Source organism: Pseudomonas sp. SHLD1 (genome assembly GCF_028640935.1).
GTDB lineage: Bacteria > Pseudomonadota > Gammaproteobacteria > Pseudomonadales > Pseudomonadaceae > Chryseomonas > Chryseomonas aestiva.
The window spans coordinates 327,162-351,678 of sequence record NZ_JAQZAD010000032.1; the positions used below are offsets into that span (position 1 = coordinate 327,162).

General features: G+C 65.3%; 23 protein-coding genes. 15 read left to right on the plus strand and 8 right to left on the minus strand.

Translation table 11 applies throughout. From position 1 onward, the window contains the following. Nucleotides 1-871: 871 nt before the first annotated feature. The 3 genes from PVZ77_RS22435 to PVZ77_RS22445 form a co-directional block, all read right to left on the minus strand. Nucleotides 872-1,441, minus strand: coding sequence for a recombinase family protein (locus PVZ77_RS22435; protein ID WP_273806976.1), 570 nt, complete (start codon nt 1,439-1,441; stop codon nt 872-874). A 127-nt stretch (nt 1,442-1,568) separates the two neighbouring features. Next, nucleotides 1,569-1,760, minus strand: coding sequence for a hypothetical protein (locus PVZ77_RS22440; RefSeq protein ID WP_068383901.1), 192 nt, complete (start codon nt 1,758-1,760; stop codon nt 1,569-1,571). 268 nt (nt 1,761-2,028) lie between these two features. Then, nucleotides 2,029-3,318: a site-specific integrase gene (locus PVZ77_RS22445; protein WP_273806977.1), complete on the minus strand. Its 1,290-nt coding sequence runs from the start codon at nt 3,316-3,318 to the stop codon at nt 2,029-2,031. A 398-nt stretch (nt 3,319-3,716) separates the two neighbouring features. Between PVZ77_RS22445 and PVZ77_RS22450 the strand changes: the two genes are divergently transcribed. From PVZ77_RS22450 to PVZ77_RS22480, 7 genes are all read left to right on the plus strand, one after another. Next, nucleotides 3,717-3,998 (plus strand): hypothetical protein, encoded by a 282-nt coding sequence (locus PVZ77_RS22450; RefSeq protein WP_273806978.1) that lies wholly within the window; start codon nt 3,717-3,719, stop codon nt 3,996-3,998. Between the two features lie 178 nt (nt 3,999-4,176). Further along, entirely contained in the window at nt 4,177-6,168 is a 1,992-nt protein-coding gene (dnaX, locus tag PVZ77_RS22455; RefSeq protein WP_273806979.1) for a DNA polymerase III subunit gamma/tau, read from the plus strand. A 33-nt stretch (nt 6,169-6,201) separates the two neighbouring features. Beyond that, a complete protein-coding gene (locus PVZ77_RS22460) occupies nt 6,202-6,528 on the plus strand; it encodes a YbaB/EbfC family nucleoid-associated protein (protein WP_007162246.1) in 327 nt (108 codons plus the stop codon). Nucleotides 6,529-6,734: 206 nt separating this feature from the next. Next, nucleotides 6,735-7,334, plus strand: a complete 600-nt coding sequence (gene recR / locus PVZ77_RS22465; protein ID WP_273806981.1) for a recombination mediator RecR — start codon at nt 6,735-6,737, stop codon at nt 7,332-7,334. Between the two features lie 98 nt (nt 7,335-7,432). Beyond that, the gene (locus PVZ77_RS22470) at nt 7,433-7,942 is read left to right on the plus strand and encodes a sigma-70 family RNA polymerase sigma factor (protein ID WP_133859284.1); all 510 of its coding nucleotides are present in this window, start codon (nt 7,433-7,435) and stop codon (nt 7,940-7,942) included. Further along, nucleotides 7,939-8,871 (plus strand): DUF4880 domain-containing protein, encoded by a 933-nt coding sequence (locus PVZ77_RS22475; RefSeq protein ID WP_273806982.1) that lies wholly within the window; start codon nt 7,939-7,941, stop codon nt 8,869-8,871. Before PVZ77_RS22470 ends, PVZ77_RS22475 begins: the two co-directional genes overlap by 4 nt. A 77-nt stretch (nt 8,872-8,948) precedes the next feature. Then, on the plus strand, nt 8,949-11,366 hold the full coding sequence (locus tag PVZ77_RS22480; protein WP_443218066.1) for a TonB-dependent siderophore receptor: 2,418 nt from the start codon (nt 8,949-8,951) through the stop codon (nt 11,364-11,366). Nucleotides 11,367-11,411: 45 nt separating this feature from the next. Here PVZ77_RS22480 and fnr read toward each other — a convergent pair whose 3' ends face one another. Both fnr and hemN read right to left on the minus strand, forming a co-directional pair. Next, nucleotides 11,412-12,143: a fumarate/nitrate reduction transcriptional regulator Fnr gene (gene fnr, locus PVZ77_RS22485; protein WP_007162251.1), complete on the minus strand. Its 732-nt coding sequence runs from the start codon at nt 12,141-12,143 to the stop codon at nt 11,412-11,414. 63 nt (nt 12,144-12,206) lie between these two features. After that, nucleotides 12,207-13,589 carry an oxygen-independent coproporphyrinogen III oxidase gene (hemN, locus tag PVZ77_RS22490; protein ID WP_273806984.1) on the minus strand — a complete coding sequence of 461 codons (1,383 nt, stop codon included), beginning with the start codon at nt 13,587-13,589 and terminating at the stop codon, nt 12,207-12,209. Nucleotides 13,590-13,701: 112 nt separating this feature from the next. On the opposite strand from hemN, the gene PVZ77_RS22495 reads away from it, so the two are divergent. Continuing rightward, nucleotides 13,702-14,349 (plus strand): alpha/beta family hydrolase, encoded by a 648-nt coding sequence (locus PVZ77_RS22495; protein ID WP_273806985.1) that lies wholly within the window; start codon nt 13,702-13,704, stop codon nt 14,347-14,349. Here the strand turns inward: PVZ77_RS22495 and PVZ77_RS22500 are convergent. Together PVZ77_RS22500 and PVZ77_RS22505 are read right to left on the minus strand one after the other, a co-directional pair. Beyond that, on the minus strand, nt 14,346-15,914 hold the full coding sequence (locus PVZ77_RS22500) for a rhodanese-related sulfurtransferase (protein ID WP_273806986.1): 1,569 nt from the start codon (nt 15,912-15,914) through the stop codon (nt 14,346-14,348). The two genes, PVZ77_RS22495 and PVZ77_RS22500, sit on opposite strands and share 4 nt — an antisense overlap. After that, nucleotides 15,911-16,513, minus strand: coding sequence for a cysteine dioxygenase (locus PVZ77_RS22505; RefSeq protein WP_273806987.1), 603 nt, complete (start codon nt 16,511-16,513; stop codon nt 15,911-15,913). Before PVZ77_RS22505 ends, PVZ77_RS22500 begins: the two co-directional genes overlap by 4 nt. A 251-nt stretch (nt 16,514-16,764) precedes the next feature. Here PVZ77_RS22505 and PVZ77_RS22510 point away from each other — a divergent pair, with 251 nt between their 5' ends. From PVZ77_RS22510 to PVZ77_RS22540, 7 genes are all read left to right on the plus strand, one after another. Continuing rightward, nucleotides 16,765-17,544, plus strand: a complete 780-nt coding sequence (locus PVZ77_RS22510) for a class II aldolase/adducin family protein (RefSeq protein ID WP_273806988.1) — start codon at nt 16,765-16,767, stop codon at nt 17,542-17,544. Next, a complete protein-coding gene (locus tag PVZ77_RS22515; protein WP_273806989.1) occupies nt 17,541-18,494 on the plus strand; it encodes an ABC transporter substrate-binding protein in 954 nt (317 codons plus the stop codon). The genes PVZ77_RS22510 and PVZ77_RS22515 overlap by 4 nt, the downstream gene beginning before the upstream one ends. A gap of 5 nt (nt 18,495-18,499) precedes the next feature. Further along, the gene (locus tag PVZ77_RS22520; protein ID WP_273807133.1) at nt 18,500-19,465 is read left to right on the plus strand and encodes an ABC transporter substrate-binding protein; all 966 of its coding nucleotides are present in this window, start codon (nt 18,500-18,502) and stop codon (nt 19,463-19,465) included. Between the two features lie 201 nt (nt 19,466-19,666). After that, on the plus strand, nt 19,667-20,695 hold the full coding sequence (locus tag PVZ77_RS22525) for an ABC transporter substrate-binding protein (protein WP_273806990.1): 1,029 nt from the start codon (nt 19,667-19,669) through the stop codon (nt 20,693-20,695). Nucleotides 20,696-20,758: 63 nt separating this feature from the next. Beyond that, the gene (locus tag PVZ77_RS22530) at nt 20,759-21,601 is read left to right on the plus strand and encodes a MetQ/NlpA family ABC transporter substrate-binding protein (RefSeq protein ID WP_273806991.1); all 843 of its coding nucleotides are present in this window, start codon (nt 20,759-20,761) and stop codon (nt 21,599-21,601) included. Then, nucleotides 21,598-22,692: a methionine ABC transporter ATP-binding protein gene (locus PVZ77_RS22535; RefSeq protein ID WP_273806992.1), complete on the plus strand. Its 1,095-nt coding sequence runs from the start codon at nt 21,598-21,600 to the stop codon at nt 22,690-22,692. Before PVZ77_RS22530 ends, PVZ77_RS22535 begins: the two co-directional genes overlap by 4 nt. Further along, on the plus strand, nt 22,685-23,338 hold the full coding sequence (locus PVZ77_RS22540) for a methionine ABC transporter permease (protein WP_044342295.1): 654 nt from the start codon (nt 22,685-22,687) through the stop codon (nt 23,336-23,338). The genes PVZ77_RS22535 and PVZ77_RS22540 overlap by 8 nt, the downstream gene beginning before the upstream one ends. On the opposite strand, the gene PVZ77_RS22545 is transcribed toward PVZ77_RS22540, so the two are convergent. Next, nucleotides 23,335-24,348 (minus strand): GntR family transcriptional regulator, encoded by a 1,014-nt coding sequence (locus PVZ77_RS22545; protein WP_273806993.1) that lies wholly within the window; start codon nt 24,346-24,348, stop codon nt 23,335-23,337. The genes PVZ77_RS22540 and PVZ77_RS22545 overlap by 4 nt on opposite strands. Nucleotides 24,349-24,517 lie beyond the last annotated feature (169 nt).

Genomic DNA, 24,517 nt, shown 5'->3' on the forward strand with positions numbered 1-24,517 from the left:
GACATTCTGGATATCAGTAAGCGATAGCAAGCAAGGCGAGGTGGGCCGTCTGAAGAAGAGGAAGCCCAAGTCTGGGGATATGTCATACCCGACTTTATTCTTGTTGTTAGAGCGATTAAGAAATCCCCAGCGGAATAGGGCTTAGCCTATTCATGAGTGCTTTTTATACGGCAAGCACCAGACCTAAATTCGAGACACGAAAAATCACCCAGTTAAGAGCGTTATATTCATGCTTCATTCTTTAATTATAAGGTGTGGGGGTCGATCTTGAACAGATACAGTTATATTATTTAATAGCATAACAGTTTAAATTCTATATATAATCTTTTCCCTGCTACCCCTCCTATTATACAATGAAAATAGGAATTTAGCAATTAATAAGTTGCACACCTAAATCCGCCCGGCGCCGTTAAATTTCTCTGTCCCTATAACATTATTATAACCCGGATTTCTTAGTTTGCATATAGTTAGTTGCACGGACTATAACTGCTACTTATATAAGAATCCAGCAATACCAAGGGTTTGAACCATTTATCCTTACATAGCTATCCGACGAATGGTAGTTCTGCTGTAGTTGTTTCATCAGCTCTGCAGAAATATCGACCTTTTGTAATCTGACAGGCGGTATGCACATCTAAGGGGAATATCGTCGATAAGGTAATAGCGTTAAGTCAGAAGCCAGCTCTAAGCAGCGGAATCCCTTAAGAGTTTAAAATATCGACGCTATGCCACCTACGGGCCTCTTGGTGAGACGTTCGGGGGCAGGGTGTAGCTGAGTAGCAGACAAAAGAAACCCCACTCTAAGGTGGGGCTAAGGTCTATGAGGGTTGGAGCACTCATACCTACTATGATTGCGATAACGGTGGAAGGTTCAGGCTTTGTTCCAGTGGCGCTTGATGGTAGCGATGCCAACGCCTAGTTCTTTGGCTGCTTGGCTCTGAGTCAATCCGCGTACCTTGGCCTTCTGTACCTTCTCAGTAGTGTCCACAGCTTCAGGCCTTCCCAGCTTCTTGCCCTCTGCCTTTGCACGTTCCAGGCCAGCATGGGTACGCTCGATGAGCAAGTCACGTTCGAACTCGGCTACAGCACATAGCACCTGCATGGTCATCTTTCCTGCAGCGCTGGTGAGGTCTACTCCGCCCAAGGCAAGGCAGTGAACCCTGATACCTTCGTCTGACAGCTTCTCAATGGTACTGCGTACGTCCATGGCGTTACGGCCCAGACGGTCGAGCTTGGTAACGATCAGCGTGTCTCCGTGCTCCATGCGCTCTAGAAGCTTCTGGAAGCCTTTACGCTCACTAGCCTGGATAGAGCCGGACACCGTCTCAGTGACAACCCTTCGAGCATCAACAGCAAAACCTGCCTGCTTTACTTCGAGCAACTGATTGTCAGTGGTTTGGTCGGCAGTGGAGACGCGGGCATATAGGAACGTACGGCTCATCTCGATCCCTCGGTATCAATTAAGGTGGGATCATTTTATCAGCGTATCAAATAATCGTTTAGCCTATTTGTTGATACCAGTTGGCCTATCGGATGAGCGGTATCGTTTAACGGTCGATTGATGATCCCTAGAGGAACCGGTGTGCCTTTGCCAAAGCATGTTCAAGAGCGGTGACACACTCCTTCTCTTTGGCATAAGCGGAGAAGCGCTGGTGCAAGTCCACCTTGGCACGTTCCAGGCTGGCTTTCCGCGTAGCTAGCTGCTGCTCTAGCAGGTCTTTGTTGGTGCTGACCTCGCAGAGAGGGGTAGTACGTTTCATAGCAATCTCCTCACGATTTTGCTGGGACCAAGCCTTCAGACAGTCGTTTGAATACATAGTCGTCAGGGAACTGTAATGACTTTGTAAAGCTTGATAACAGGCAGCTTCAGGCGGTCGTAAGGATGTGAAGCGCGTGCAGAAATCGAGCTGCCAGTGCTTAGCAAACAGGGGGAGGGGAACGATAAACGGGCCACAGACGTGCTACAAAGGGCATTCCTGCTGGGTAGGGTCACAGTAGCCCATGTGTTTAAGTGTTATACTGTAACGTTTATGAGGGGTTTATCGTCAGTTTTATCTGGCTTACGGCTGCAAGCATCTGCTCGATGAAACGTCTCTTCCCGTACACCGCAAAGGTCACTGCTGTATCCCCATGACCTACCATGTCCTTCAGCAGGCTATCGGCAATCCCAGCCTCCCTCATGTCGTCGATGAATGAGTGCCTGAAGCTATGAAAGGTCTTTCGAGGATCGGTGATCCCTTGCTTGTGTCTGTAGACGCCAAACCACTTCGATACGGCATACCCGTACTTACCTCGGACAGCCTTCAGCTCAGGCCACAATCTTTCCTGTCCTGCCTGCTTCAAGTCTTCTAGGTGGTCACGTAGGCCCATCTCCAACAGGTCAGGATGCAGCGGGATGATTCGTCGGCTGGATGGATTCTTAAGCTTCTGGTCTGGCCTAGCATCATCAATCTTGATGCAAGTGATGCCTTGCTCTTCCACGATGTCGTCAAGGTAAAGCTGGCTCAGCTCCTCCAAGCGTGCTCCTGTAGCTCGCGCTAGCAAAGGTAGCCAATACCTCCAAGGATTCTTTCTAGCTTCCTTCGTTAGAGAGCCATGGTTGAGGAGGTTGGTGATGTCTCGTTGATCAAAGGGTAGGCGTGCGTCCTTGGCTGACGCTTCCATCACCTTCATTCCGCTTAGAGGGTTTGTCTCAAGGTATCCATTCGAGACGCACCAGTTCATCCATGAGGTGAGCTTTCGTAGCCGGTTGTTGATGGTTACAGGTGTGATGGTCTCGTACTGGTTTCCAGACTCCACAATCTCCAGCAGCGTCTTGCCTTTGAACTCAGGTCTGAGCCCGTAGTACCGAGGGCAGCGGGATAACCTCTCCTTCAGGGTCCTAGCCTGTTGCTGATCGAAGGCTTCCACATCCATATCACCCATCAAGGCAAAGAAGTCATGGATGGTGCGTTCAACGTCAGCTATCTGTCCTTGCCTCCAGGCTCCTTGCTTTCCTTCAGCTACGTACTCCTTAGCGAGCCTACTCAGCAGTGGTCCCTTTGCTCTGACTGGTAGTGGATCAATCGCTTGAGCAAGTGGAGGCGAGGAGGGCGGGAGTTCGAGTCTCTCCGTCCGCACCAAAGTCCTGCATAGTGCCTGGAGCTCGCTATAGGTGGCTTGTGGGTGCTTGAACCGATGCTCATCGACCCTTTGAGCTATCGCCGTGGCCTTGAAGATTGCCGTTCGTCGGTCATGTATCCCTAGACTGATCCGTAAGTGCTTATTGCCGATACGGACGTTCAGGTAATAGGTTGAGCCTCTGCGAATAACGTACATGTGTGACAGGCCTGTGTGACACCGATGTGTGACAAAGCCGCCACCTCAAGAATCATGTGTTGAGCATCGAAAGGAGGTACAACCCCAAATTCCCCAGAACCTGCTGACTAGAGCGGTTCAGCGATCAACCAGTGTGCTTGCACAATACCCGGTCAGGCCTGGAAGGGAGCAGCCGCAGCGGTGATGTCGTGTGCCGGGGTGTGGCTGGCGGGGCCACCTCCATTTCTGCCCCCCGCCTTTCCTCTTCCTGCTTTTCCCCTTCTTTTTTGTCTCGCCGCTCAGCGCTCCGCGAAGCATGCCACACGGCTTTCGTGACGAAATGCACTGTTCTGGTTCATGGCTCTATGCCATCATGCGCGCCGCACCATCATTACTGGACGAACGTCCAAGGATTCATCGTGAAGAACGGACTCGAAAGCGCAGGACGCGCCCTGAGCAATGGTCTCCATCCCTATCGTGTCGACTGTCGCCGCGACACCGAGGCGACGCTGGTCGCTCAGATCCACCATCCCACCGAGCCCCTGCTGCTGATCAGGATCGACCTGACCAACGAGGAGGCGATCAATCCCTTCAAGATGAACGCCACCGTGAGCCGCCTGCGCGGCCAGCTGGATGCCTTGGCAGCCTATGTCTCCAGCGTTGTCCTGGCCGACGGCGAAGACCACTGCCGACGTGCCTGAAACGGTCTTTTGCCCGCCGTTCGCCCTCCTGATCGCTTGAAAATCCGCCTGGCTGCCTCCATCTGGTGAAGTAGCCGCGGTCCGCGTGGCGGCGTCCCGATACCACGCCGCGGGATGCATTCGCGGCCCCTCTTCGTTAGCATGTGCTCCCCCCACGTCTTCTCCTGATCAGGTCTCGATGAGTTACCAGGTTCTTGCGCGCAAATGGCGCCCGCGGTCGTTCCGCGAAATGGTCGGCCAGACCCATGTGCTCAAGGCGCTGATCAATGCGCTGGATAACGAGCGGCTGCACCATGCCTATCTGTTCACCGGCACCCGCGGGGTGGGCAAGACCACCATCGCGCGGATCCTGGCCAAGTGCCTGAATTGCGAGACCGGCGTCAGCTCGACGCCCTGTGGCAGCTGCTCGGTGTGCCGCGAGATCGATGAAGGCCGCTTCGTCGACCTCATCGAGGTGGACGCCGCCAGCCGCACCAAGGTGGAAGACACCCGCGAGCTGCTGGAGAACGTGCAGTACGCACCGTCCCGCGGTCGCTACAAGGTGTACCTCATCGACGAGGTGCACATGCTGTCCACCCACAGCTTCAACGCCCTGCTCAAGACGCTGGAAGAGCCACCGCCCCACGTCAAGTTCCTGCTCGCCACCACCGATCCGCAGAAGCTGCCGGTCACCATTCTCTCGCGCTGCCTGCAGTTCTCGCTGAAGAACATGCCGCCGGAGCGGGTCGTTGCGCACCTGCAGCAGGTGCTCGCCGCGGAAGGCATTCCCTTCGAGGACGATGCCCTCTGGCTGCTGGGTCGTGCGGCCGATGGCTCCATGCGCGACGCCATGAGCCTGACCGACCAGGCGATCGCCTTTGGCGAGGGCAAGGTGCTGGCCGCCGATGTGCGCGCCATGCTCGGGACCCTCGATCATGGCCAGGTCTACGACGTGCTCCAGGCCTTGCTGGAAGGCGATGGTCGTGCCGTGCTGGACGCGGTTCGCCATCTGGCCGAGCAGGGCCCCGACTGGGGCGGGGTGCTGGCCGAGCTGCTCAATGTGCTGCACCGCGTGGCCATCGCCCAGGTGCTGCCCGATGCGGTGGACAACGGCCAGGGCGATCGCGAGCGGGTACTGAGCCTGGCGCAGACGCTGCCGGCGGAAGATGTCCAGTACTACTACCAGCTGGGTCTGGTTGGCCGGCGCGATCTGCCGCTGGCGCCCGACCCGCGCCACGGCTTCGAGATGGTCCTGCTGCGGATGCTGGCCTTCCGGCCTGTCGGTGCGGCGATTGCCGAGCGACCGGCACTAAAGACGACGGGAGCCAGCCCGGCCACGGCTGACTCCAACCCCCGTCCGGTGGCCGCGGCGTTTCCGGTGGCTTCGACGCCTGTCCCCAGGCCTCAGGCAGCCCCTGCGCCTGCTCCCGAGCCGTCACCTGCAGGTAATACCACCCCTATAGAAGTGCCGGTCGATCTTCCCTGGGAGGAGTCTGGGCAAGCGGAGGTCAAGGCGGCAGCGGTGCCAGCCCCCGCACCGGTGACACAGGTCGCCGCGCCCGCCGCTCAGGCCGCGCCCAGCGCCGCGCCCACGCCACGGGTCGAGACGACGCCAGACGCCACGGTGATCGCCGAACTGCCGGCGGACACCGCCGGTGACGATCTGGATGGTGACGAAGAGCCGCCACCCGCCGAGGATTACTACGAGGTGGGGCTGGACGACTATCTCGACAGCCTCGGCGAGCCGACTGCCGAAGCGGTGGCCGCGGCGCCGGCGCCGGCGGTGCAACCGGCCACGGGCCTGGCAGCCGATTGGCAGGCGTTGTTCCCCGATCTCAAGCTGGGCGGACTGACCGCCAGCATCGCCGCCAACTGCACTCTGGTGGCCATGGACGGCGATCGCTGGCACCTGCACCTGGATCCGGCGCAGAGCGCCCTGTTCAATGCCAACCAGCAACGCCGGCTCAACGATGCGCTGAACCAGCAGCAGGGTCGCCCCATTACGCTCGAGGTCACCATCCAGACCCCCGAGCAGGAGACGCCCGCCCAGGCTGCCGCGCGGCGCCGGGCGGAGCGGCAGCGGCAGGCGGAGTTGTCGATCCAGGACGACCCGCTCATCCGCCAGATGATGCAACAGTTCGCCGCCACGGTGCGCGCGGGTACCATCGAGCCGGTCGACACCCAAGCCTGACCGGTTTTCCATTCATAGTTCGAGGTAGCAGACATGATGAAAGGTGGCATGGCCGGCCTGATGAAGCAGGCCCAGCAGATGCAGGAAAAGATGCAGAAGATGCAGGAAGAGCTGGCGAACGCCGAAGTGACCGGGCAATCCGGCGCCGGCCTGGTCAGCGTCGTCATGACCGGCCGACACGACGTCAAGCGCGTCAGCCTGGACGACAGCCTGATGCAGGAAGACAAGGAAATCCTCGAGGACCTGATCGCCGCCGCGGTGAACGACGCCGTGCGCAAGATCGAGCAGAACAGCCAGGACAAGATGTCCGGCATGACCTCCGGGATGCAGCTGCCGCCCGGCTTCAAGATGCCTTTCTAGGTTGTGTATAAAAAGTCGCCGAGCGAAGGTCAAGCGAGGCGAAAAAGGCTGAGGAAGCGGAATTTACGAGTGGTAAATGAGCATTCCGAAGCCTTTTTCAACGAAGCATCACCGATGCGCAGGCACTTTTGATACAGAACCCAAGACGCTCCAGCTGCGGGTGTCCGTCGGGCACCCGTTCTTCCCGCCTTCCAGTACGGTAGTCCATGAGCTTCAGTCCCCTGATTCGCCAATTGATCGATGCGCTCCGGGTCCTGCCCGGTGTCGGCCAGAAGTCCGCCCAGCGCATGGCCCTGCAACTGCTCGAACGCGAACGCCAGGGTGGCCAGCGCCTGGCCAGTGCCCTCAGCGCTGCCATGGAAGGGGTCGGGTATTGCCAGCGCTGCCGCACCCTGAGCGAAGACGAGATCTGCGGCTTCTGCGCCGACAGCCGGCGTGACGACAGCCTGCTCTGCGTGGTGGAAGGCCCCATGGATGTCTTCGCCGTGGAGCAGACCGGGTATCGCGGGCGTTACTTCGTGCTCAAGGGGCACCTGTCGCCCATCGACGGCCTGGGTCCGGACGCCATCGGCGTACCCGAGCTCGAACGGCGTGTCAGCGAGGGCGGTTTCCAGGAAATGATCATTGCCACCAACCCCACGGTGGAAGGCGAGGCGACCGCCTACTACATCGCCCAGCTGCTCGCGCCCAAGGGCCTGACCATCTCCCGTATCGCCCATGGCGTGCCCCTGGGGGGCGAACTTGACTTGGTCGACGGCGGCACCCTGACCCACGCCTTCGCCGGGCGCAAGCCGATCTCGCTCTAGCGCTGCGTTATCCCGTCGCTGCGAGACGGCGACAGGCCTGTATCTTGTGATCGAGAAGCATTATCATTATCGGAAGTCAGCTGCTTCCGAGGATGGTGATGCAGACGCTCGAGTCCGACCGGCACGGACATATCCGGACCCTCTACCTGGACCACCATGGCTGGCTGCGCGAGCGGCTGCAGCGGCGCCTGGGCTGCCTGGGGCAGGCGGCCGATCTGGCCCAGGACACCTTCGTGCGGCTGCTGGCCCGGGAGGCGGAGCTGGAACGCCTGCGTGAACCCCGTGCCTTCCTGGCGACCGTCGCTCAGGGACTGCTGGCCAACCACTGGCGGCGCCAGGCCCTGGAGCGCGCCTATCTCGACGCGCTTGCCGCGCAACCGCAGGCCGTGCAGCCGTCGCCGGAAGCCCAGGCACTGATCCTGGAAACCCTCACCGAACTCGATGCGTTGCTCGACCGCCTGCCCGGCCGGGTGCGCCAGGCCTTTCTGCTGGCGCAACTGGAGGGGCTCACCTATGGCGTCATCGCCGAGCGACTGGGCGTGTCGGAGCGGATGATCAAGAAGTACATGGCCCAGGCCATGCTGCACTGCCTGGAACTGGTGTCTTGAGTGCGCTGACGCCCGGTCGTGGCGGACCTCTGGAGGAAGCGGCGGACTGGTTCGCCGAACTGGCTGCCGACGAAGTGGACCCCGTCACCGAGCGGGCCTGGGAACGCTGGTTGCAGGCGGATAGCCGCAACGCCGTGGCCTGGGCGCGGGTGGAGGAGATCAGTGCGCGCTTCACCGGTCTGCCTGCGTCCGGGCGAATGGCCCTGGCGCGGCGCGAGTCCCTGGGACGGCGCCGGGCGCTCAAGGTGCTGGGATTGGCCCTGGGTGGCCTGGCGCTGGGCTGGACGCGGCCGGACGACTGGCGGCTGGGGCAGGGCGCCGACCTGAGCACGGCGGTCGGCGAGATCCGTGCCTTCGACCTGGCCGCCGGGGTGCGCGTCTGGCTCAACACCGACAGCCAACTCGCGCGTGGCGCCACGGCGCACCACTGGCGCTTGCTGCGCGGCGAGGCGTTGTTCGAAAGCCGAGGGGGGACGGCGCCCATGGTGCTGGAGGCGACGCCAGGCCGGGTGCGCTTCGAGGCGGGCTGCTGCGCGGTCCACGCGCGTGACGAAGGGTTGGAGGTGGCAGCCTACCGCGGGGCTCTGCAGCTGCTGCCACGCCAGGCCCGGCCCGAGGGCCTGGCGCAAGGGACGCGAGCGTTGATGACGCCTGTTGCCATACAGCCGCTAGGCCCGGTCGATGCGGGGCGGCAACTCTGGCGCCAGGGGCGGCTGGTGGTCGACGACTGGTCGCTGGCGGCCCTGGTGGCGGAGCTGGGTCGCTATCGACCGGGCCTGCTGACCTGTACCGCCACGGTCGCCCAATTGCGGGTAGTCGGCAGCTATCCCCTCGCGGATACCGACCGCGCGCTGGCGGCCCTGGCCGACAGCCTGCCGGTAAGGGTCGAACGGCGCCTGCCCTGGTGGGTGCAGATCGTGCCCGCCTGAAAAAAAGTATCGCGGGTGGTTCCCCTTTTTCACGCTCGCGGGGCTTGGGGGAAACGATCTCCGTTTCGAGGCTTTCCATGCATCGCGATACCCGTTTCACCCTGCATCCGCTGCGCCGCGCCCTGCGCGTCTTCGCCCTGGCCATGCCGCTGGGCATCACTGGCCTGGCCATGTCCCAGGGGGTGGTCCAGGCGGCGCCTCTGGCGCAGGAATACCGCATCGAGGCGGGCAGTCTGGCCACGGTGGTGAGCACCTTCGCCGCCCAGAGCGGCGTACTGCTGTCGGCGCCCGCCCAGGGGCTGGAAGGTCGGCGCAGTCCGGGGCTGCAGGGCCGCTACACACCAGCCGACGGCTTCCGGCAGATCCTCCAGGGCAGTGGCCTGCAGGCGGTGCGGCAGGCCGATGGCAGCTACCGCCTGGAGTCAGCGGCTGCGAGCGAGGTGACCGCCCTCAACGAGACCACGGTGACCGGCTTCGCCCTGGGCAATGCCCTGGGCGAGACCGATGGCTACCTGGCGACCCATAGCGACGTGGCCACCAAGACCAGCAAGGGCCTGCTGGAAACCTCCCAGTCGGTCTCCGTGGTGACCCGCGAGCAGATCGATGACCAGGGCGCCAAGACCGTGCAGCAGGCCATGAGGTACACCCCGGGGATCTTCACCGGCCAGATCGGCGCCTCCAATCGCTACGACTACGTGGTGATGCGCGGCTTCGCCGACAACAGCGTCGACAATGTCTTTCTCGACGGCCTCAAGACCATGGGCGACAGCGGCACCTTCAGCTCGCTGCAGGTCGATCCCTATTTCCTCGAGCGCATCGACGTAGTGAAGGGCCCGGCGTCGGTGCTCTATGGCCGCAGCCTGCCGGGCGGTCTGGTGGCCCTGACCAGCAAGAAGCCGCTGTACCAGCCCTATCGCCAGGTCCAGGCCACCCTGGGCAATCTCGGCCAGCATGGCGCCGGCTTCGATTTCGGCGGACCGCTGGACGAGGAGGGGCGCATCGCCTATCGCCTGGTGGGGCTGGCGCAGCACAGCGACACCCAGTTCGATCACGTGGAAGAAGAGCGTTACGCCCTGGCGCCCAGCCTGGCCATCGACCTGAGCGACGATACCACCCTGACCCTGCAGGCCTATCTGCAAAAGGACCCGGACGGTGGCTACCACAGCGGGGTGCCGGCCGAAGGCAGCCTCTATCGCCGCAATGGGCGCTACATCAGCAACCACTTTTTCGACGGCGAACCCGACCACGATAAATTCGAACGCACCCAGCAGATGGTCGGCTATCAGTTCGAGCACAGGTTCAATGACGTCTGGAGCGCGCGGCAGAATTTCCGCTACGCCAAGTCGCGGGTCGAGCTGGAGCAGGTCTATGGCTACGGCTATGTCGGCGACAGCAACCTGCTCAATCGCTATTACTCCGGCGGTCGCGAGAACCTGCACGCCTATACCCTGGACAACCTGGTGCAGGCGGACTTCGACTGGGCCGGCAGCCGCCACACCCTGCTCGCCGGACTGGATTACCAGCGTCGCTGGACCCATGTGGATTGGCCCAGCGGCACGGCGGATCCGCTGGATGCCTTCGCGCCGAACTACGGTGGCCAGGTGACTATCTCCCCCGGCAGCGAGTACCGCCGCGAACTGCAGCAAACTGGGGTCTACCTGCAGGATCTGATCGAGCTGGATCGCTGGCGCTTTTCCCTGGGCCTGCGCCAGGACTGGGTGGAGATCGGTATCGAGGATCGCCAGGCGGGCACCCGCAGCAGTGCGCGCCGTGGCCAGGCCAGCGGCCGTGCCGGAGCGCTCTATCTGTTCGACAACGGCCTGGCGCCCTACCTGAGCTATTCCACGTCGTTCAATCCCAACGCCTACAACGACGCCGCGGGCAATCCCCTGGAGCCCACCGAGGGCAAGCAGTGGGAGCTGGGTCTGAAATACCAGCCGCCGGGCAGCGCCAGCTTCTATACCGCCTCGCTGTTCCATATTACCCAGGAAAACGTGGCGACCAAGTTGCCCCAGGAGGACTTCTATTCCTCGGTGGGCGAGATCCGCTCCCGTGGCCTGGAGCTGGAGGGCCATCTGCAACTGGCCGAGCGCCTCAAGCTGCTGGGCAGCTACACCTTCACCGACATCGAGTACACCCAGGCGCTGGACGGCACCCAGGGCAATACGCCGAACCAGGCGCCTCGGCACCAGGCGTCGCTGTGGGGTGAGTATCAGCTGGCCGGACCGCTGGCGGGCTTCAGCCTCGGCGCCGGGGCGCGCTATGTGGGTACCAGCTGGGCGGACAAGGCCAACACCCTCAAGGTGCCGGCCTACACCCTGGTGGATGCCATGCTCGCCTATGACTTCACCCGGCTGGGGATGCCGGGGCTCACGGCGCGGGTCAACGCCAACAACCTGATGGGCAAGGACTATGTGGCGTCCTGCTACAGCCTGGACTTCTGCTATTTCGGCGAGGAGCGCAACGTGACCGCGACGGTCAGCTACAGCTTCTAGAGGGGCCGGGCGCCTGTCGCTGGCCGAGCGGCAGGCGCAAACGGCTCAGCCTTCCAGCTGACCGCCCGCGAGGGCGCAGAGGCGGGCGGAGTCGAGGATGCGTACTTCCTTGCCTTCGGCCGCCAGCACACCGCTCTGCTGGAAGCGGGTGAACACCCGCGACACGGTTTCCACCGCCAGGCCGAGGAAGTTGCCGATCTCGTTGCGCGACATGCTCAGGCGGAATTGCTGGGCGGAAAAGCCGCGGGCATGGAAGCGCGCGGAGAGATTGACCAGGAAGGTGGCGATGCGCTCGTCGGCACTCTTCTTCGACAGCAGCACCATCATCTGCTGGTCATCGCGGATCTCCCGGCTCATCACCCGCAGCAACTGGCGGCGCAGTTGCGGCAGCTGTTCGGAGAGTTCGTCCAGGCGCTCGAAGGGGATCTCGCAGACGGTGGTGGTCTCCAGCGCCCGGGCCGAGACCGGATAGCGCTCGGTGTCCATGCCCGACAGGCCGACCAGTTCGCTGGGCAGGTGGAAGCCGGTGATCTGCTCCTCGCCGGCATCGCTCAGGCTGCTGGTGCGCAGGGCGCCGGAGCGCACCGCATAGACCGAGCCGAAGGTATCGCCCTGGCGGAACAGGTGGTCACCCTTGGCCAGCGGCCGGCCGCGCTTGACGATCTGGTCGAGGGCGTCCAGGTCTTTCAGATCGAGCGACAGCGGCAGGCACAGCGAGGCGAGGCTGCAATCCTTGCAATGGGCCTGGGCGTTGCGCAGCTTGAGGGGCTCGGTCATGGGGGAAGATCGCTTCTCGTCTGGTTCCAAAAGTCTAACTTTAGCAGTCGTGGCAGGCATGGGTCATATCACCCGGGAAAAGCGCTGATTGTCCTGGCCGGCCAGATAGCGGTCGAACAGCATGCACAGGGCACGGATCAGCAGGCGGCCCGGCGCCAGCACCTGCAGGCCGCGCGCATCGAGACGGAGCAGGCCGTCGGCGGCCATGGCCTCAAGGTGCGGCCAGGCATCGGCGAAGTACTGGCGGAAATCCAGTTCGCAGCTGCGCTCGATGGCGGCGAAATCCAGCTGGAAATGACAGATCAGCTGGCCGATCACCGCGCCGCGGATGCGGTCGTCCCGCGAGCGTCGCACGCCGCGGACCACCGCCAGGTCGCCCTGGCCCAGGCGTTCCTGGTAGCGGGCGAGGTCGGGCGTATTCTGGCAGAGGACATCGCCCACCTGGCTGATGGCGGAGACGCCCAGGCCCAGCAGGTCGCAGTGACCATGGGTGGTGTAGCCCTGGAAGTTGCGCTGCAGGGTGCCGTCCTCCTGGGCGATGGCCAGGTCGTCGTCGGGCAGGGCGAAGTGATCCACGCCGATGTAGCGATAGCCGGCGGCCAGCAGCTGTTCCACGGTGCGCTGCAGCATCTCCAGCTTGGCCGCCGGGTCCGGCAGTTCGCTGGTTTCGATGCGCCGCTGCGGCGGAAAGCGTTGCGGCAGATGGGCGTAGTTGAACACCGACAGCCGATGCGGCTGCAATTCCAGCACCCGCTCCACGGTGTGGGCGAAGCTGGCCGGGGTCTGCCGCGGCAGGCCGTAGATGAGGTCCAGGTTGATGGAGCGATAGTCGAGGGCGCGAGCGGCCTCCACCAGGGTGCGGGTGTCGTCGAAGGGCTGCAGGCGATTGATCGCCAGCTGCACCTGCAGGTCCAGGTCCTGGACGCCGAAGCTGACGCGGTTGAAGCCCAGCTCGCGCAACAGGCCCATGGTGCTCCAGTCGGCCTCGCGCGGATCGATCTCGATGGAGTAGTCGCCGCGGTCGTCGTCGGCCAGGGTGAAGTGACGGCGCAGATCGGCCATCAGCGCGCGCAGCTGCACGGGATTGAGAAAGGTCGGGGTGCCGCCGCCGAGGTGCAGTTGTTCCACCCGCTGCCCCCCATCCAGGTGCCGGCTGGTGAGGATCATCTCCTGGCGCAGGGCGTCGAGGTAGGCGGCGCTGCGGCTGCGGTCCTTGGTGATGACCTTGTTGCAGGCGCAGTAGTAGCAGATGTTGGCGCAGAAGGGCACGTGCAGGTAGAGCGACAGCGGCCGTCCGGCCTGGCGACTCAGGCGCAGGGCGCCGAGCAGGTCGAAGGGACCGATGCCGTCGTGGAATTGCACGGCGGTGGGGTAGGAGGTGTAGCGGGGGCCGGCGCGATCGTAGCGGGCGATGAGGTCGGCGTCCCAGGCGAGGGCGGCTGTCATGCCGGGCTCCAGTGGTTTCGAGGTGTCCAGTGTGAGGGGCAGGCCCCGGCCTTTATTGATCCAGATCAATAAAGGCCGGGTTAAGCTCTAGCGTTTGGACGAGGAGTGGCCCATGGCAGACGAGTTGTACCTCGACCGCTTCCGCGAATGCCGACCCGCGGGTGAGCCCTTGGCGACCCTGTTGCTGGCCCACGGTGCGGGCGCGGGAATGGACAGCCCCTTCCTGCAGCAACTGGCCGAGGAACTGGCCCGGCGTGAGATCCGTACCCTGAGATTCGACTTTCCCTATATGACGCGCGCGCGCGCCGAGGGCAAACGGCGCCCGCCGAATCCGGCCCCGGTCCTGCTGGACCACTGGCGGGCCATGGTCGCGACCTGGCGCGCGGCAGAAAGCGGACCGCTGTGGCTGGCGGGCAAGTCCATGGGCGGGCGAATGGCCAGTCTGCTGGCCGATGAACTGGGCGCGGCGGGCCTCATCTGCCTGGGCTATCCCTTCCACCCGGCGGGCAAGCCCGAACGGCTGCGCACCGAGCACCTGGCGACCCTGGCTACGCCGACGCTGATCGTCCAGGGCGAGCGGGATGCCCTGGGCACGCAGGAAGAGGTGGCGGGTTATGCTCTGGCGCCCAGCATCGAGATGCAGTGGATCGCCACCGCGGACCATGATCTCAAGCCGCTCAAGCGCAGCGGCCTGAGCCATTCCCAGGCGCTGGTGGAGACGGCGGCCTGGGTGGCGGCCTTCGTGCGGACCAGCGGCTAGATGACCCGGAAGCCGCTGGTGCCATCCCGCCGCAACTGCTCGACCAGGCCGAACTCCCAGTCCAGGTAAGCCTGCATGGCCTCGCGCGGGGCGTCGGTGCCCTCGTAGGGGCGTCGGTAGCGATCGCGCCGGGTCGACAGCAGCCGCGTCTCGCCACCTTCCACCGGCAGACCCGCAGCCAGCCAGGCCGCGGTACCGCCCTCCAGCAGCAGGACCGGCCGGTCGGTGATGGCCTGGACATCGAGGGCGGCGAAGGCGGCCAGTTGGCCACTGCCACAGGTGAAGACATAGCGCTCCGCCGGTGGCAGCGCTGCCGGCAGATCGGCGCGCAGCACCCAGGCGGCGCCCGGAATGTGCCTCTGGACATAGTTGGCGCTGGCGGTGACATCCACCACCAGGGTGCCCGGCTCGGCCAGCCATTCCTGCAGCCGCGTCACCGAGATGCGCTCCACCCGCCCCGGTGTGGGCGCCGGTGCCTGCCAGGGACCGGTGGCGCTCAGGGCACCGGCCGGGATGTCGTCGACCACCGCCACCGCCCAGCCCATCTGCGCCAGCCAGGAGGCACTCATGTTGGCGCGCACGCCGTCGTCGTCCACTAGGGCCAGGCGGGCACCGCGCACCGGGGCGCTGTGATCGGTTTCCTGCACCAGCTGGCCACCCGGTGTCGAGCGGGCGCCGGGCAGGTGACCGGCGGCGAATTCCTCGGGGGTGCGGACATCGATCAGGTAGTTCGTGCGCCGGGCGTCGCTGCGCCAGGCCTCCAGTTCGCTGAAGGGCAGGCGGGCGACGCCGGCGCGATCGGCGACCTGGCGGGCGCGGGCGGCGGCGGTCGCCCGGGTTTCGCTTGTCACCTCGCCGAAGCGGCGGCGCTGACCGTGCTCGAGGGTCTGGCCGGCCAGGGTCCAGCCGATGGTGCCGTTGCGCAGGGCCGCCACCGGATTGGGAATGCCGGCGTTGATCAGCGACTGGGCGCCGATCAGGCTGCGCGTGCGCCCGGCGCAGTTGACGATGACCCGGGTGCGCGGATCGGGGGCCAGCTCGGCCACCCGCAGCACCAGTTCGGCACCCGGCACGCTGACCCCGCCGGGAATGCTCATGGTCTGGTATTCCTCGAAGCGGCGGGCGTCGAGGATCACCAGGTCGGCGTCCTGATCCAGCAGCGCCCGGACCTCCTCGGCGGGCAGCGAGGGGGTATGGCGGCGGGCTTCCACCAGTTCGCCAAAGGCCTTGCTCGGCACGTTGACGTCGATGAAGAGTTCGCCGCCGCTGGCGCGCCAGCCTGCCAGGCCCCCTTCGAGCAGGGCCACGTCGGTGTAGCCCAGGGCGTGCAGGCGTTCGGCCGCGCGTTCCGCCAGGCCCTCGCCCGCGTCATAGAGGGTGATGGCCACGTCACGCCGCGGCAATCGCGACCAGGCCTCCAGTTCAAGGCGCGACAGCGGCAGATTGGCGGCCCACAGCGGATGGCCGGCAGCAAAGGGGTCTTCCTCGCGAACGTCGAGCAGGGCGACCTCGGTGCCGGCGAGCAGGGCCTGGCGGATGTCCTCGGCGGTGCGGATGGCGGTCATGGTGTGGCGGTCTCCTGGGACAGGTCCCACAGGTTGGGCAGCTGGCGATTGGTGTAGCCGGAGATGAAGGGCTTTTCCTGGCCATCCGCGGCATAGACGGCGCGGCGCACGGCGCCGATGTTGCCGCCATAGACATGGATGCTGATGGAGGTGCGGTCGGCATAGGCGTTGCTGACCTGGTGGATGTCGCCCACCCGCAGCGAGACCGCTTCCACCTGGCCCGGCTCCAGGCGCACGGGCGCGCCTTCCGGCAGCAGGCGGCCAGCGGGATCGTGGGCGAAGCCCTGGGCGATCTCGGCGCCGCGCAGCATGCCGATCAGGCCCCAGGTGCGGTGGTCATGCACCGGCGTGGCCTGGCCCGGACCCCAGACGAAACTCACCACCGAGAAGCGCTGGCGGGCATCGGCATGCAGCAGGTACTGGCTGTAGCGCTCGGGGCGGGGCAGGGCGCAGTCCTCGGGCAGCCAGTCGTCATGGCGCACCAGCTCGCCGAGCAGGGCGGCACCGCGCTGCAGCAGCTGAGGTTCGGCAGGGTGTTCGTCGACCAGGGTGGCGAGGTCATGCAGGAACAGGCGCAGGCGGTCGAGCCTAAGGGGCATGGCGGGCTCCACGGGTCAGGCGGGTGGGCGATGACGGCCATTAAAGCAAGGACGAGGCCCAGGGTCTTAGATCGATTGGTTCTGTGCTGAAAACCAGTATTCTAATAATTATCTATTTTGTTTATCCGTTTAACGCATATTAGGTTATGCGCAATCGATATTTCCGTCTCAGCGGCTCACAACGTTAGGTTCTAAGCAGACCGGGGCAACGCCCGTCGCCCTGGCGCCTCTTCTGCTTTCGGAGCCGCTGCATGACCGCCTTTCTCAACGCCCTCGCCAGCGTCCGCGCCCAGGTGTCCGCCGCCGAATGGGAGGCGCGGGTCAAGCTCGCCGCCGCCTATCGCCTGGCCGCCCGCGAACGCTGGACCGACCATATCTACACCCACTTTTCACTGCGGGTGCCGGGCCCGGAGGCGCACTTCCTGATCAATCCCTTCGGCCAGACCTTCGACGAGATCACCGCCTCTTCGCTGGTGAAGGTGGACATCGATGGCGAGATCGTCCTCGACCCCACCGGGCTCGGCATCAACCCGGCCGGCTACGTGATCCACAGCGCCATCCACCGTGCCCAGCCGGAACTCCATGCGGTGCTGCACACCCACACGGCTGCGGGCATCGGCGTCTCCGCCCAGCGCGGCGGCCTGCTGATGCTTTCCCAGCACGCCATGAGGTTCTTCGGCCGCCTGGCCTATCACGGCTACGAGGGCGTGGCCCTGGATCTGGACGAGCAAAGCCGGCTGGTGGCCGACCTCGGGGCGCACCCGGCGATGATCCTCTGCAACCATGGCCTGCTCACGGTGGGCGCGAGTCTGGAGGAGGCCTTCTGGCACCTCTATTACCTGGAACGCTCCTGCGCGGCGCAACTGGCGGCCCAGAGCGGTGGCGCCGAGCTGGTGATTGCCGCGGACGCCGTGGCGCAGAAGGTCAGCGACCTCATCCCCGGCAATCTGGCGCGCGGCGCCCATGTCCGCCACTGGGACGCGGCGGTGCGGCAACTGGAGCGCCACGAGGGCCGGGAGTACGCGCAATGAAGCTATTGCTCGCCACGCTGGGCCTGGCGCTGCTGCTGGGACAGGCCCAGGCGGCGCCGGATCTGTCCGGGGTGACCCTGGTGCTGGGCGACCAGGCCCGCGGCCTGCGCGCCATGATGGAGGCCGCCGGCACCCTCGAAGGCGCGCCCTACACTTATCGCTGGGCCAACTTCCAGGGCGCCGCGCCGCTGTTCGAGGCCCAGCGCGTCGGCGCGGTGGATACCTCCTATGCCGGTGACCTGCCGGTGTTGATGGCCGCATCCGGCGGCGTGCCGCTCAAGCTCATCGCTACCAATGTCGGCTACCCCCAGGCCAATGGCCTGTTGGTGCAGGCCGATTCGCCGATCCGTTCGGTCAAGGATCTCAAGGGGCGCACCGTGGTGGTGTCCTCGGCCAAGGGCAGCATCTCCCAGCATCTGCTGTATGCCGCCCTCGAAGAGGCCGGGCTCAGGCGGGAGGACGTCACGGTCAAGTTCGTGCTGCCCACCGACGCCAGCGCCGCCTTCAATGCCGGGCAGATCGACGCCTGGGCGACCTTCGATCCCTACCTGGGCATCGCCGAGCAGCACGGCGCCCGGCTGCTGCGCGATGGCCAGGGGCTGACCACCGCCCTGGGCTTTCTCACCGCCACCCCGGCGTCGCTGGCGGACCCGGCCAAGCGCGCCGCCATCGCCGATTTCGCCGGGCGCCTGGCCCGGGCACGGGCCTGGGCGGTCGCCCATCCGCAGGACTATGCCCGGGTCTACGCCGAGCTGACGCGCCTGCCGGAAGGCGCCGCGGTGGCCATTTCCACCCGCACCTCCCGTGGCCTGCGCCCGGTGCAGCCGGCGGACGTCGCCGCGGTGCAGCAGGTGGCCGATCTCTTCAGCGACCTCCAGGTGCTGCCCAAACCGGTCGACGTCGCCGCCCTGGCCGATGCCACTGTCTTTACCCAGGAAGCCAAACCATGACCCTCATCCGCCGTACCCTGCTGGCGCTACCGCTGCTGCTCGCCGCCAGCGCGGCCCTGGCCGCCGAGCCCCTGACCCTGCGCATCGCCGACCAGAAGGGCAACATGCGCGCCCAGCTGGAAGCGGCCGACGGCCTGCGCGACCTGCCGGGCTATCGCATCCAGTGGGCGGAATTTCCTGCGGCCGCACCTCTGGCCGAGGCGCTCAATGCGGGCGCGGTGGATGCCGGCATCATCGGCGATGGCCCGCTGCTGTTCGCCCTGGCCGCCGGCGCGCCGGTCAAGGCCATCGCCGTGGACAAGTCCGATCCCTATGGCACGGCGGTGATCGTGCCGCGCGACTCGCCGCTGCGGAGCGCGGCCGATCTCAAGGGCAAGCGCATCGCCACCGGGCGCGGCTCCATCGGCCACTACATCGCGCTCAAGGCGCTGGACTCGGTGGGGCTGACCGCCCAGGACGTGAGCTTTCGTTTCCTCGGACCGGTGGACGCCAAGATGGCCCTGGCCAATGGTTCGGTGGACGCCTGGGCGACCTGGGAGCCCTACACCGCCCAGGCCGAGCAGGTCGACGGCGCCCGGGTGCTGGTCAATGGGCGCGGACTCTGGGCGGGCAACAGCTTCCTGGCCGCCACCGACACGGCCCTGGCCGATCCGGCCCGGCGCGCGGCGCTGCAGGACTACCTCGACCGCCTGGCCGCCGCCCAGCGCTGGGGCTATGCCCACCTCGACAGCTATGCCAGGACCCTGGCGCAGATCATCGGCTTTCCCGAGGCGGTGGCCCGGCTGCAATTCGCGCGCCGCCAGCTGCACTGGGAGCCCATCGACCAGCAGGTGGTGGCCGACCAGCAGGCGGCGGCGGATTTCTATCATCGCAGCGGCCTGATACCGCAGCGCCTGGAGGCCCGGGCGACCTTCGCCGAGGGGTTCCGGGTGAGCAAGCCGGACGCGCCGCGGCAGGCGGAGCGGGAGTAGGGCGGGATGCAGAGTGGTGTTGGGCTTCGCTTCGCTCAGCGCCAACCTACGTACGGCGGGGCGCACCCTCTCCCTCTGAGAGGACTGGGGTAAGGGAAAGCCACACCGCCACTGGACCTATCCATATAACCCATCCTTATTTCAAAAATGCTGAATAGCTTGAGTAGGCTATAAGCCACTTCCATGGATGAGCGCACCCTGATGCCCCCACGTCTTCCTTTCACCCGTCGTCCCCTGGCCCTGGGGCTCGCCGTCAGCCTGCTCACCGGGCTGGGCGTCGCACCCCAGGCCGCCCAGGCCGAGGGCACCCTGCGCATCTCCGAACAATTCGGCGTGTCCTATGTGATCCTGCATGTGCTGCGGGACCAGCAACTGATCGAGAAGCACGGCAAGCAAGAGGGCGTCGACATCAAGGTCGACTGGATAAAGCTGTCCGGTGGCGCGGCCGTCAACGAGGCGGTCCTGTCGGGCGCGGTGGACGTTGGCTCCGCCGGGCTCGGGCCGCTGTTCACGCTCTGGGACCGCACCCATGGTCGGCAGAACGTCAAGGCCGTGGCCAGCCTGGGGGCCTTTCCCAACTACCTGGTCACCAACAATCCGCAGGTGAAGACCCTGGCCGACTTCAGCGCCAAGGACCGCATTGCCGTGCCGGCGGTCAACGTCTCGGTGCAGTCGCGCTTCCTGCAGTACGCCGCCGCCCAGGCCTTCGGCGAGAAGAACTGGAATCGCCTGGATCCCCTGACGGTGGCGGTGCCGCATCCGGATGCCACCGCGGCGGTGATCTCCGGCGGTACCGAGATCAACAGCCACTTCGCCAATCCGCCGTTCCAGGAACAGGAACTGGCCAGCGGCAAGGTGCACAGGGTGCTCAGTTCCTATGACGTGCTCGGTGGGGCCGTCTCGCCCAATCTGGTGTTCGTCACCGAGAAATTCCGCCGGGACAATCCCAAGACCTACAAGGCCTTCCGTGAGGCCCTGGTCGAGGCCGGGCAGATCATCGAGAAGGACAAGGCCGCCGCCGCCCGTACCTACGTGAAGGTCGAGAATTCCCGCCTCGATCCGGCACTGATCCAGCGGATCATCGAAAGCCCCGAGGTCAATTTCGACACGGCGCCGCAGAACACGCTGAAGCTGGCGGAGTTCATGTATCGCATCGGGGCCATCCGCAACCAGCCCGGCAGCTGGCAGGACTATTTCTTCGTCGACGCGCCCGACCAGAGGGGCAGCTGATCCCTTTTCCCTTACGGGTTCCACCGGACCACCGGACGAGCCCTCGACATCTCGAGGTCTCCCATGGCTATTCCTCCGATTTTCCAGCGCCTCGGGCTGCTCCTGGCGAGCACGACCCTGGCGCTGTCCGCCCAGGCCGCCGAGCCGCAGAAGATTCGCCTCGGCATCAACGACAGTCCGCAGAACGCCGCCCTGGAGCGCGCCGCCGAGGTGGCGCGGGAACAGGGCGTGGCGGTGGAGATCGTCGCCTTCAGCGACTGGAACACGCCGAATCTGGCGCTCGCCCACGGCGACATCGACGTCAACTACTTCCAGCACCAACCCTTCCTGGAAAATGCCAACGCCCAGAACGGCTACGGCCTGGTGCCCATCGCCTATGGCGTGGAAAACAAGGTCGGCCTCTATTCCAAACGCGTGAAAAGCTTTGCCGAGGTGCCGGATGGCGCCACCGTGGCGGTGGCCGACGATCCGGTCAATCAGGGTCGTGGGCTGTACCTCTATGCCCGTGCCGGCCTGATCCAGCTCAAGCCTGGTACCGGGCCCAAGGCCAGCCTGCAGGACATCGTCGCCAATCCCCGCCATCTGAAATTCATCGAACTGCCCGGTCCGCAACTGGCGCGGGTGCTGGACGACGTGACCCTGGCGCAAAGCTATCCCTCGCATATCCTCGCGGCCGGCACCACGGACCCCAACAGTGCGCTGCTGTTCAGCGACGACGAGGCCAGCGGCCATCTCTATGCCCTGAGGTTCGTGACCAGGCCGGACAAGGCCGATGACCCGGCGATCCGTACCTTCATCCAGGTGTTCCAGAACGATCCGCGGGTGCGCGAGGCCATCGCCCAGGCCTATGGCAATCCGCAGCTCTACAGCCTGGCCTGGCTGAACCGGCAGGAGGCCGCCCGATGAGCAATGCGCTGCTCAGAACCGCACCGGCTCAGCCGCCCATCGAGCCTCAGGCCGCCCCCGCGCGCGAGCATCTGCGCCTGAGCGGGGTGCACAAGATCTACACCGGCGATGCGCTGCCGGTGACCGCGCTGGCCGACATCGACCTCAGCATCGCCCGTGGCGAGATCTTCGGCATCATCGGTCGCAGTGGCGCCGGCAAGTCCAGCCTGATTCGCACCCTCAATCGCGTGGAAGACGTCAGCGCCGGCCAGGTACTGGTCGATGGCGTCGACCTCGGCACCCTGAAAGGCGACCGCCTGGTGGCGCTGCGACGGCGGATCGGCATGATCTTCCAGCATTTCAATCTGCTGGCCTCGCAGACGGTGCTGGAGAATCTGGCCCTGCCGCTCAAGGCTGCTGGTTTTCGTCGCGACGAGATCGACGCCCGGGCCCGGGAATTGCTCGAGCTGGTCGGGCTGCAGGGCAAGGAGCAGGTCTATCCCTCGCGGCTGTCCGGTGGCCAGAAGCAGCGGGTGGGCATCGCTCGCGCGCTGATGCTCAAGCCCGAACTGCTGCTCTGCGACGAGGCCACCTCGGCGCTGGACCCGGAGACCACCCAGTCGATCCTGGCCTTGTTGCAGGACATCAATCGCCGTCTGGGACTGACCATCGTACTCATCACCCACGAGATGGCGGTGATCCGCCAGATCTGCGACCGGGTGGTGGTACTGGAGCATGGCCGCATCGTCGAACAGGGCCCGGTATGGCAGCTGTTCGGCGCGCCTCAGGCAGAAGCCACCCGGGCGCTGCTGGCACCCCTGGCGGCCCAGCTGCCGACGGATCTGGCCAGGCGGCTCGCTGCCACCCGGCAACCGGGCGCCCGGGCCGTGCTGGAGCTCAGCTACGACGGTCAGGGTGCGGAGCCCGACTTCCAGGCGCTGGGCCAGGCCCTGGGGGCACCGGTCGAACTGCTGCATGGCGGTATCGACCGTATCCAGGGCCATGCCCTGGGCCGCCTGCTGGTGGCGACCGCGGCGCCGGAGCGACGGCTGGCCACCTTCCTGACCCAGGCCGGGTTGTTCGCCCGGGCGGAGGTGCTGGGCTATGTCTGACTTCATGCTGAAGGCGCTGTGGAAGGCCTTTCTCGATACCCTCACCATGGTCAGCGTGTCCGCGGCCATCGTCTGGTTCGCCGGCATCGCCCTGGCCGTGGTGCTGGTCACCACCGGGCGCGGCGCCATCTTCGCCGCGCCCACCCTCAACCGGGTGCTGGGTACCCTGATCAACGCCTTTCGCGCCACGCCCTTCATCATCCTGCTGGTGGCCCTGATCCCGCTGACGCGGCTGATCACCGGGACCACCATCGGCGTCTGGGCGGCGGTGGTACCCATCACCCTCAGCGCCACGCCGTTCTTTGCCCGCATCGCCGAGGTCAGCCTGCGCGAGGTTGGCGGTGGCGTGATCGAGGCGGCCCAGGCATTGGGCTGCGAACGGCGGCACATCGTCTTCAATGTGCTCCTGCCGGAGGCGCTGCCCGGCATCATCGGCGGCTTCACGGTGACCCTGGTGGCCATGATCGGTGCCTCGGCGATGGCCGGCGCCATAGGCGCAGGGGGGCTCGGCGACCTGGCGATCCGCTATGGCTACCAGCGCTACGACACCCAGGTGATGGCCGTGGTGATCGCCATCCTGGTGGTGCTGGTGTGCGGCATCCAGTTCATCGGCGACCGCTACGTGCGGCACCTGCGGGCGCGCTAGCTCAGGCGCTCAAGATAGGCCGGCAATTCCGGGTCGGGCAATACCGAGAGCACCTTGAGGCGCTGCAGGGTGCGATCACGACCGCGCAGGAGGTGATTGCGCAACTGGCTGGCCGCCGAATCGGGACTGCCCACCAGCAGGGATTCCAGCACCAGGCGATGCTCCACCAGCACCGCCTCGTCCAGCGGGGTGCCGAGCGACTGGTGGAAGATGCGCGACACGTTCAGCGGACTCTGGCTGTGGGCGATGAGCTGGGCCAGCTTGCGATTGCGCAGGCCGGCCAGGCAACGCCCATGCAGATCCGCCTCGATGCGCTCCACCGCGGTCCAGGAGGTGGGGGCAGGGTGGGCGGCCAGCTGTTCCAGGCGTTCGAGCATCGCCAGCAGCTCGCTGCGCGCCAGGCCCGGCGCGGTCTGCAATAGCGCCTCGGGTTCCAGCAGGGCGCGGATCTCGTAGTCGTCGCGGATGGCCTGGGCGGTGAGCGGACCGGCCAGCCACTGGCCATAGGGTTCCTTTTCCACCAGGCCGCGATCGCGCAGGCGCATCAGGGCTTCGCGCACCACGGCGCGGCTGACGCCCAGGTGGTCGGCCGCCTGCTGCTCGTCCAGCCGGAAATGGCCGAAGAGCAGGGCGTGGCTGACACAGGCGGCGATCTCGTCACCGACCCGCTCGCCCAGGGAGCGCGTATCGATCAGTTCGTCGCCGCTGTCCAACCCGAGCAACTGGCGGGTCAGCGGCTGGCGCTGCGGCTCGCCCGCGGTGCCGGCCGGATCGATCAGATAGCCGCGCCCCTCGAAGCGGCGGATCAGGCCTTCCTCCTGCAACAGCGTCAGCGCCTGGCGCACCGGAACCCGGCTGGTGCCGAACAGCTGCGCCAGCGGCGCCTCGACCAGCACCAGCCCCGGCGCCGCGCGACCGGCCAGGATGGCTTCGCGCAGTGCACTGCGGATCATCGCGTAGCGCGCGGCGGTACGACTGTCATCGAGGGGGGCGGGGACTGCTGCCGACATCTGGGGCCTTCCGGGAACGAGATGAGAATTGTGGCACAGGCCCGCGGCCTTTCGCGCGTTACCGGCCGGGTATGGCGCACGCACGGTAACGGGGCAAGCGTTACGGTTCTGCACAAAAATGGATCTATTTAATATAGGTACATTTTAGGGCGAGCGTTTAGGGGAAGAC

Bases quoted from the DNA above. Each gene is read 5' to 3' on its own strand.
- PVZ77_RS22435 (WP_273806976.1), bottom strand. From the start codon at position 1,441: ATGAGCCGTACGTTCCTATATGCCCGCGTCTCCACTGCCGACCAAACC.
- PVZ77_RS22440 (WP_068383901.1), bottom strand. From the start codon at position 1,760: ATGAAACGTACTACCCCTCTCTGCGAGGTCAGCACCAACAAAGACCTG.
- PVZ77_RS22445 (WP_273806977.1), bottom strand. From the start codon at position 3,318: ATGTACGTTATTCGCAGAGGCTCAACCTATTACCTGAACGTCCGTATC.
- dnaX (WP_273806979.1), top strand. From the start codon at position 4,177: ATGAGTTACCAGGTTCTTGCGCGCAAATGGCGCCCGCGGTCGTTCCGC.
- PVZ77_RS22460 (WP_007162246.1), top strand. From the start codon at position 6,202: ATGATGAAAGGTGGCATGGCCGGCCTGATGAAGCAGGCCCAGCAGATG.
- recR (WP_273806981.1), top strand. From the start codon at position 6,735: ATGAGCTTCAGTCCCCTGATTCGCCAATTGATCGATGCGCTCCGGGTC.
- PVZ77_RS22470 (WP_133859284.1), top strand. From the start codon at position 7,433: ATGCAGACGCTCGAGTCCGACCGGCACGGACATATCCGGACCCTCTAC.
- PVZ77_RS22480 (WP_443218066.1), top strand. From the start codon at position 8,949: ATGCATCGCGATACCCGTTTCACCCTGCATCCGCTGCGCCGCGCCCTG.
- fnr (WP_007162251.1), bottom strand. From the start codon at position 12,143: ATGACCGAGCCCCTCAAGCTGCGCAACGCCCAGGCCCATTGCAAGGAT.
- hemN (WP_273806984.1), bottom strand. From the start codon at position 13,589: ATGACAGCCGCCCTCGCCTGGGACGCCGACCTCATCGCCCGCTACGAT.
- PVZ77_RS22495 (WP_273806985.1), top strand. From the start codon at position 13,702: ATGGCAGACGAGTTGTACCTCGACCGCTTCCGCGAATGCCGACCCGCG.
- PVZ77_RS22500 (WP_273806986.1), bottom strand. From the start codon at position 15,914: ATGACCGCCATCCGCACCGCCGAGGACATCCGCCAGGCCCTGCTCGCC.
- PVZ77_RS22505 (WP_273806987.1), bottom strand. From the start codon at position 16,513: ATGCCCCTTAGGCTCGACCGCCTGCGCCTGTTCCTGCATGACCTCGCC.
- PVZ77_RS22510 (WP_273806988.1), top strand. From the start codon at position 16,765: ATGACCGCCTTTCTCAACGCCCTCGCCAGCGTCCGCGCCCAGGTGTCC.
- PVZ77_RS22515 (WP_273806989.1), top strand. From the start codon at position 17,541: ATGAAGCTATTGCTCGCCACGCTGGGCCTGGCGCTGCTGCTGGGACAG.
- PVZ77_RS22525 (WP_273806990.1), top strand. From the start codon at position 19,667: ATGCCCCCACGTCTTCCTTTCACCCGTCGTCCCCTGGCCCTGGGGCTC.
- PVZ77_RS22530 (WP_273806991.1), top strand. From the start codon at position 20,759: ATGGCTATTCCTCCGATTTTCCAGCGCCTCGGGCTGCTCCTGGCGAGC.
- PVZ77_RS22535 (WP_273806992.1), top strand. From the start codon at position 21,598: ATGAGCAATGCGCTGCTCAGAACCGCACCGGCTCAGCCGCCCATCGAG.
- PVZ77_RS22540 (WP_044342295.1), top strand. From the start codon at position 22,685: ATGTCTGACTTCATGCTGAAGGCGCTGTGGAAGGCCTTTCTCGATACC.
- PVZ77_RS22545 (WP_273806993.1), bottom strand. From the start codon at position 24,348: ATGTCGGCAGCAGTCCCCGCCCCCCTCGATGACAGTCGTACCGCCGCG.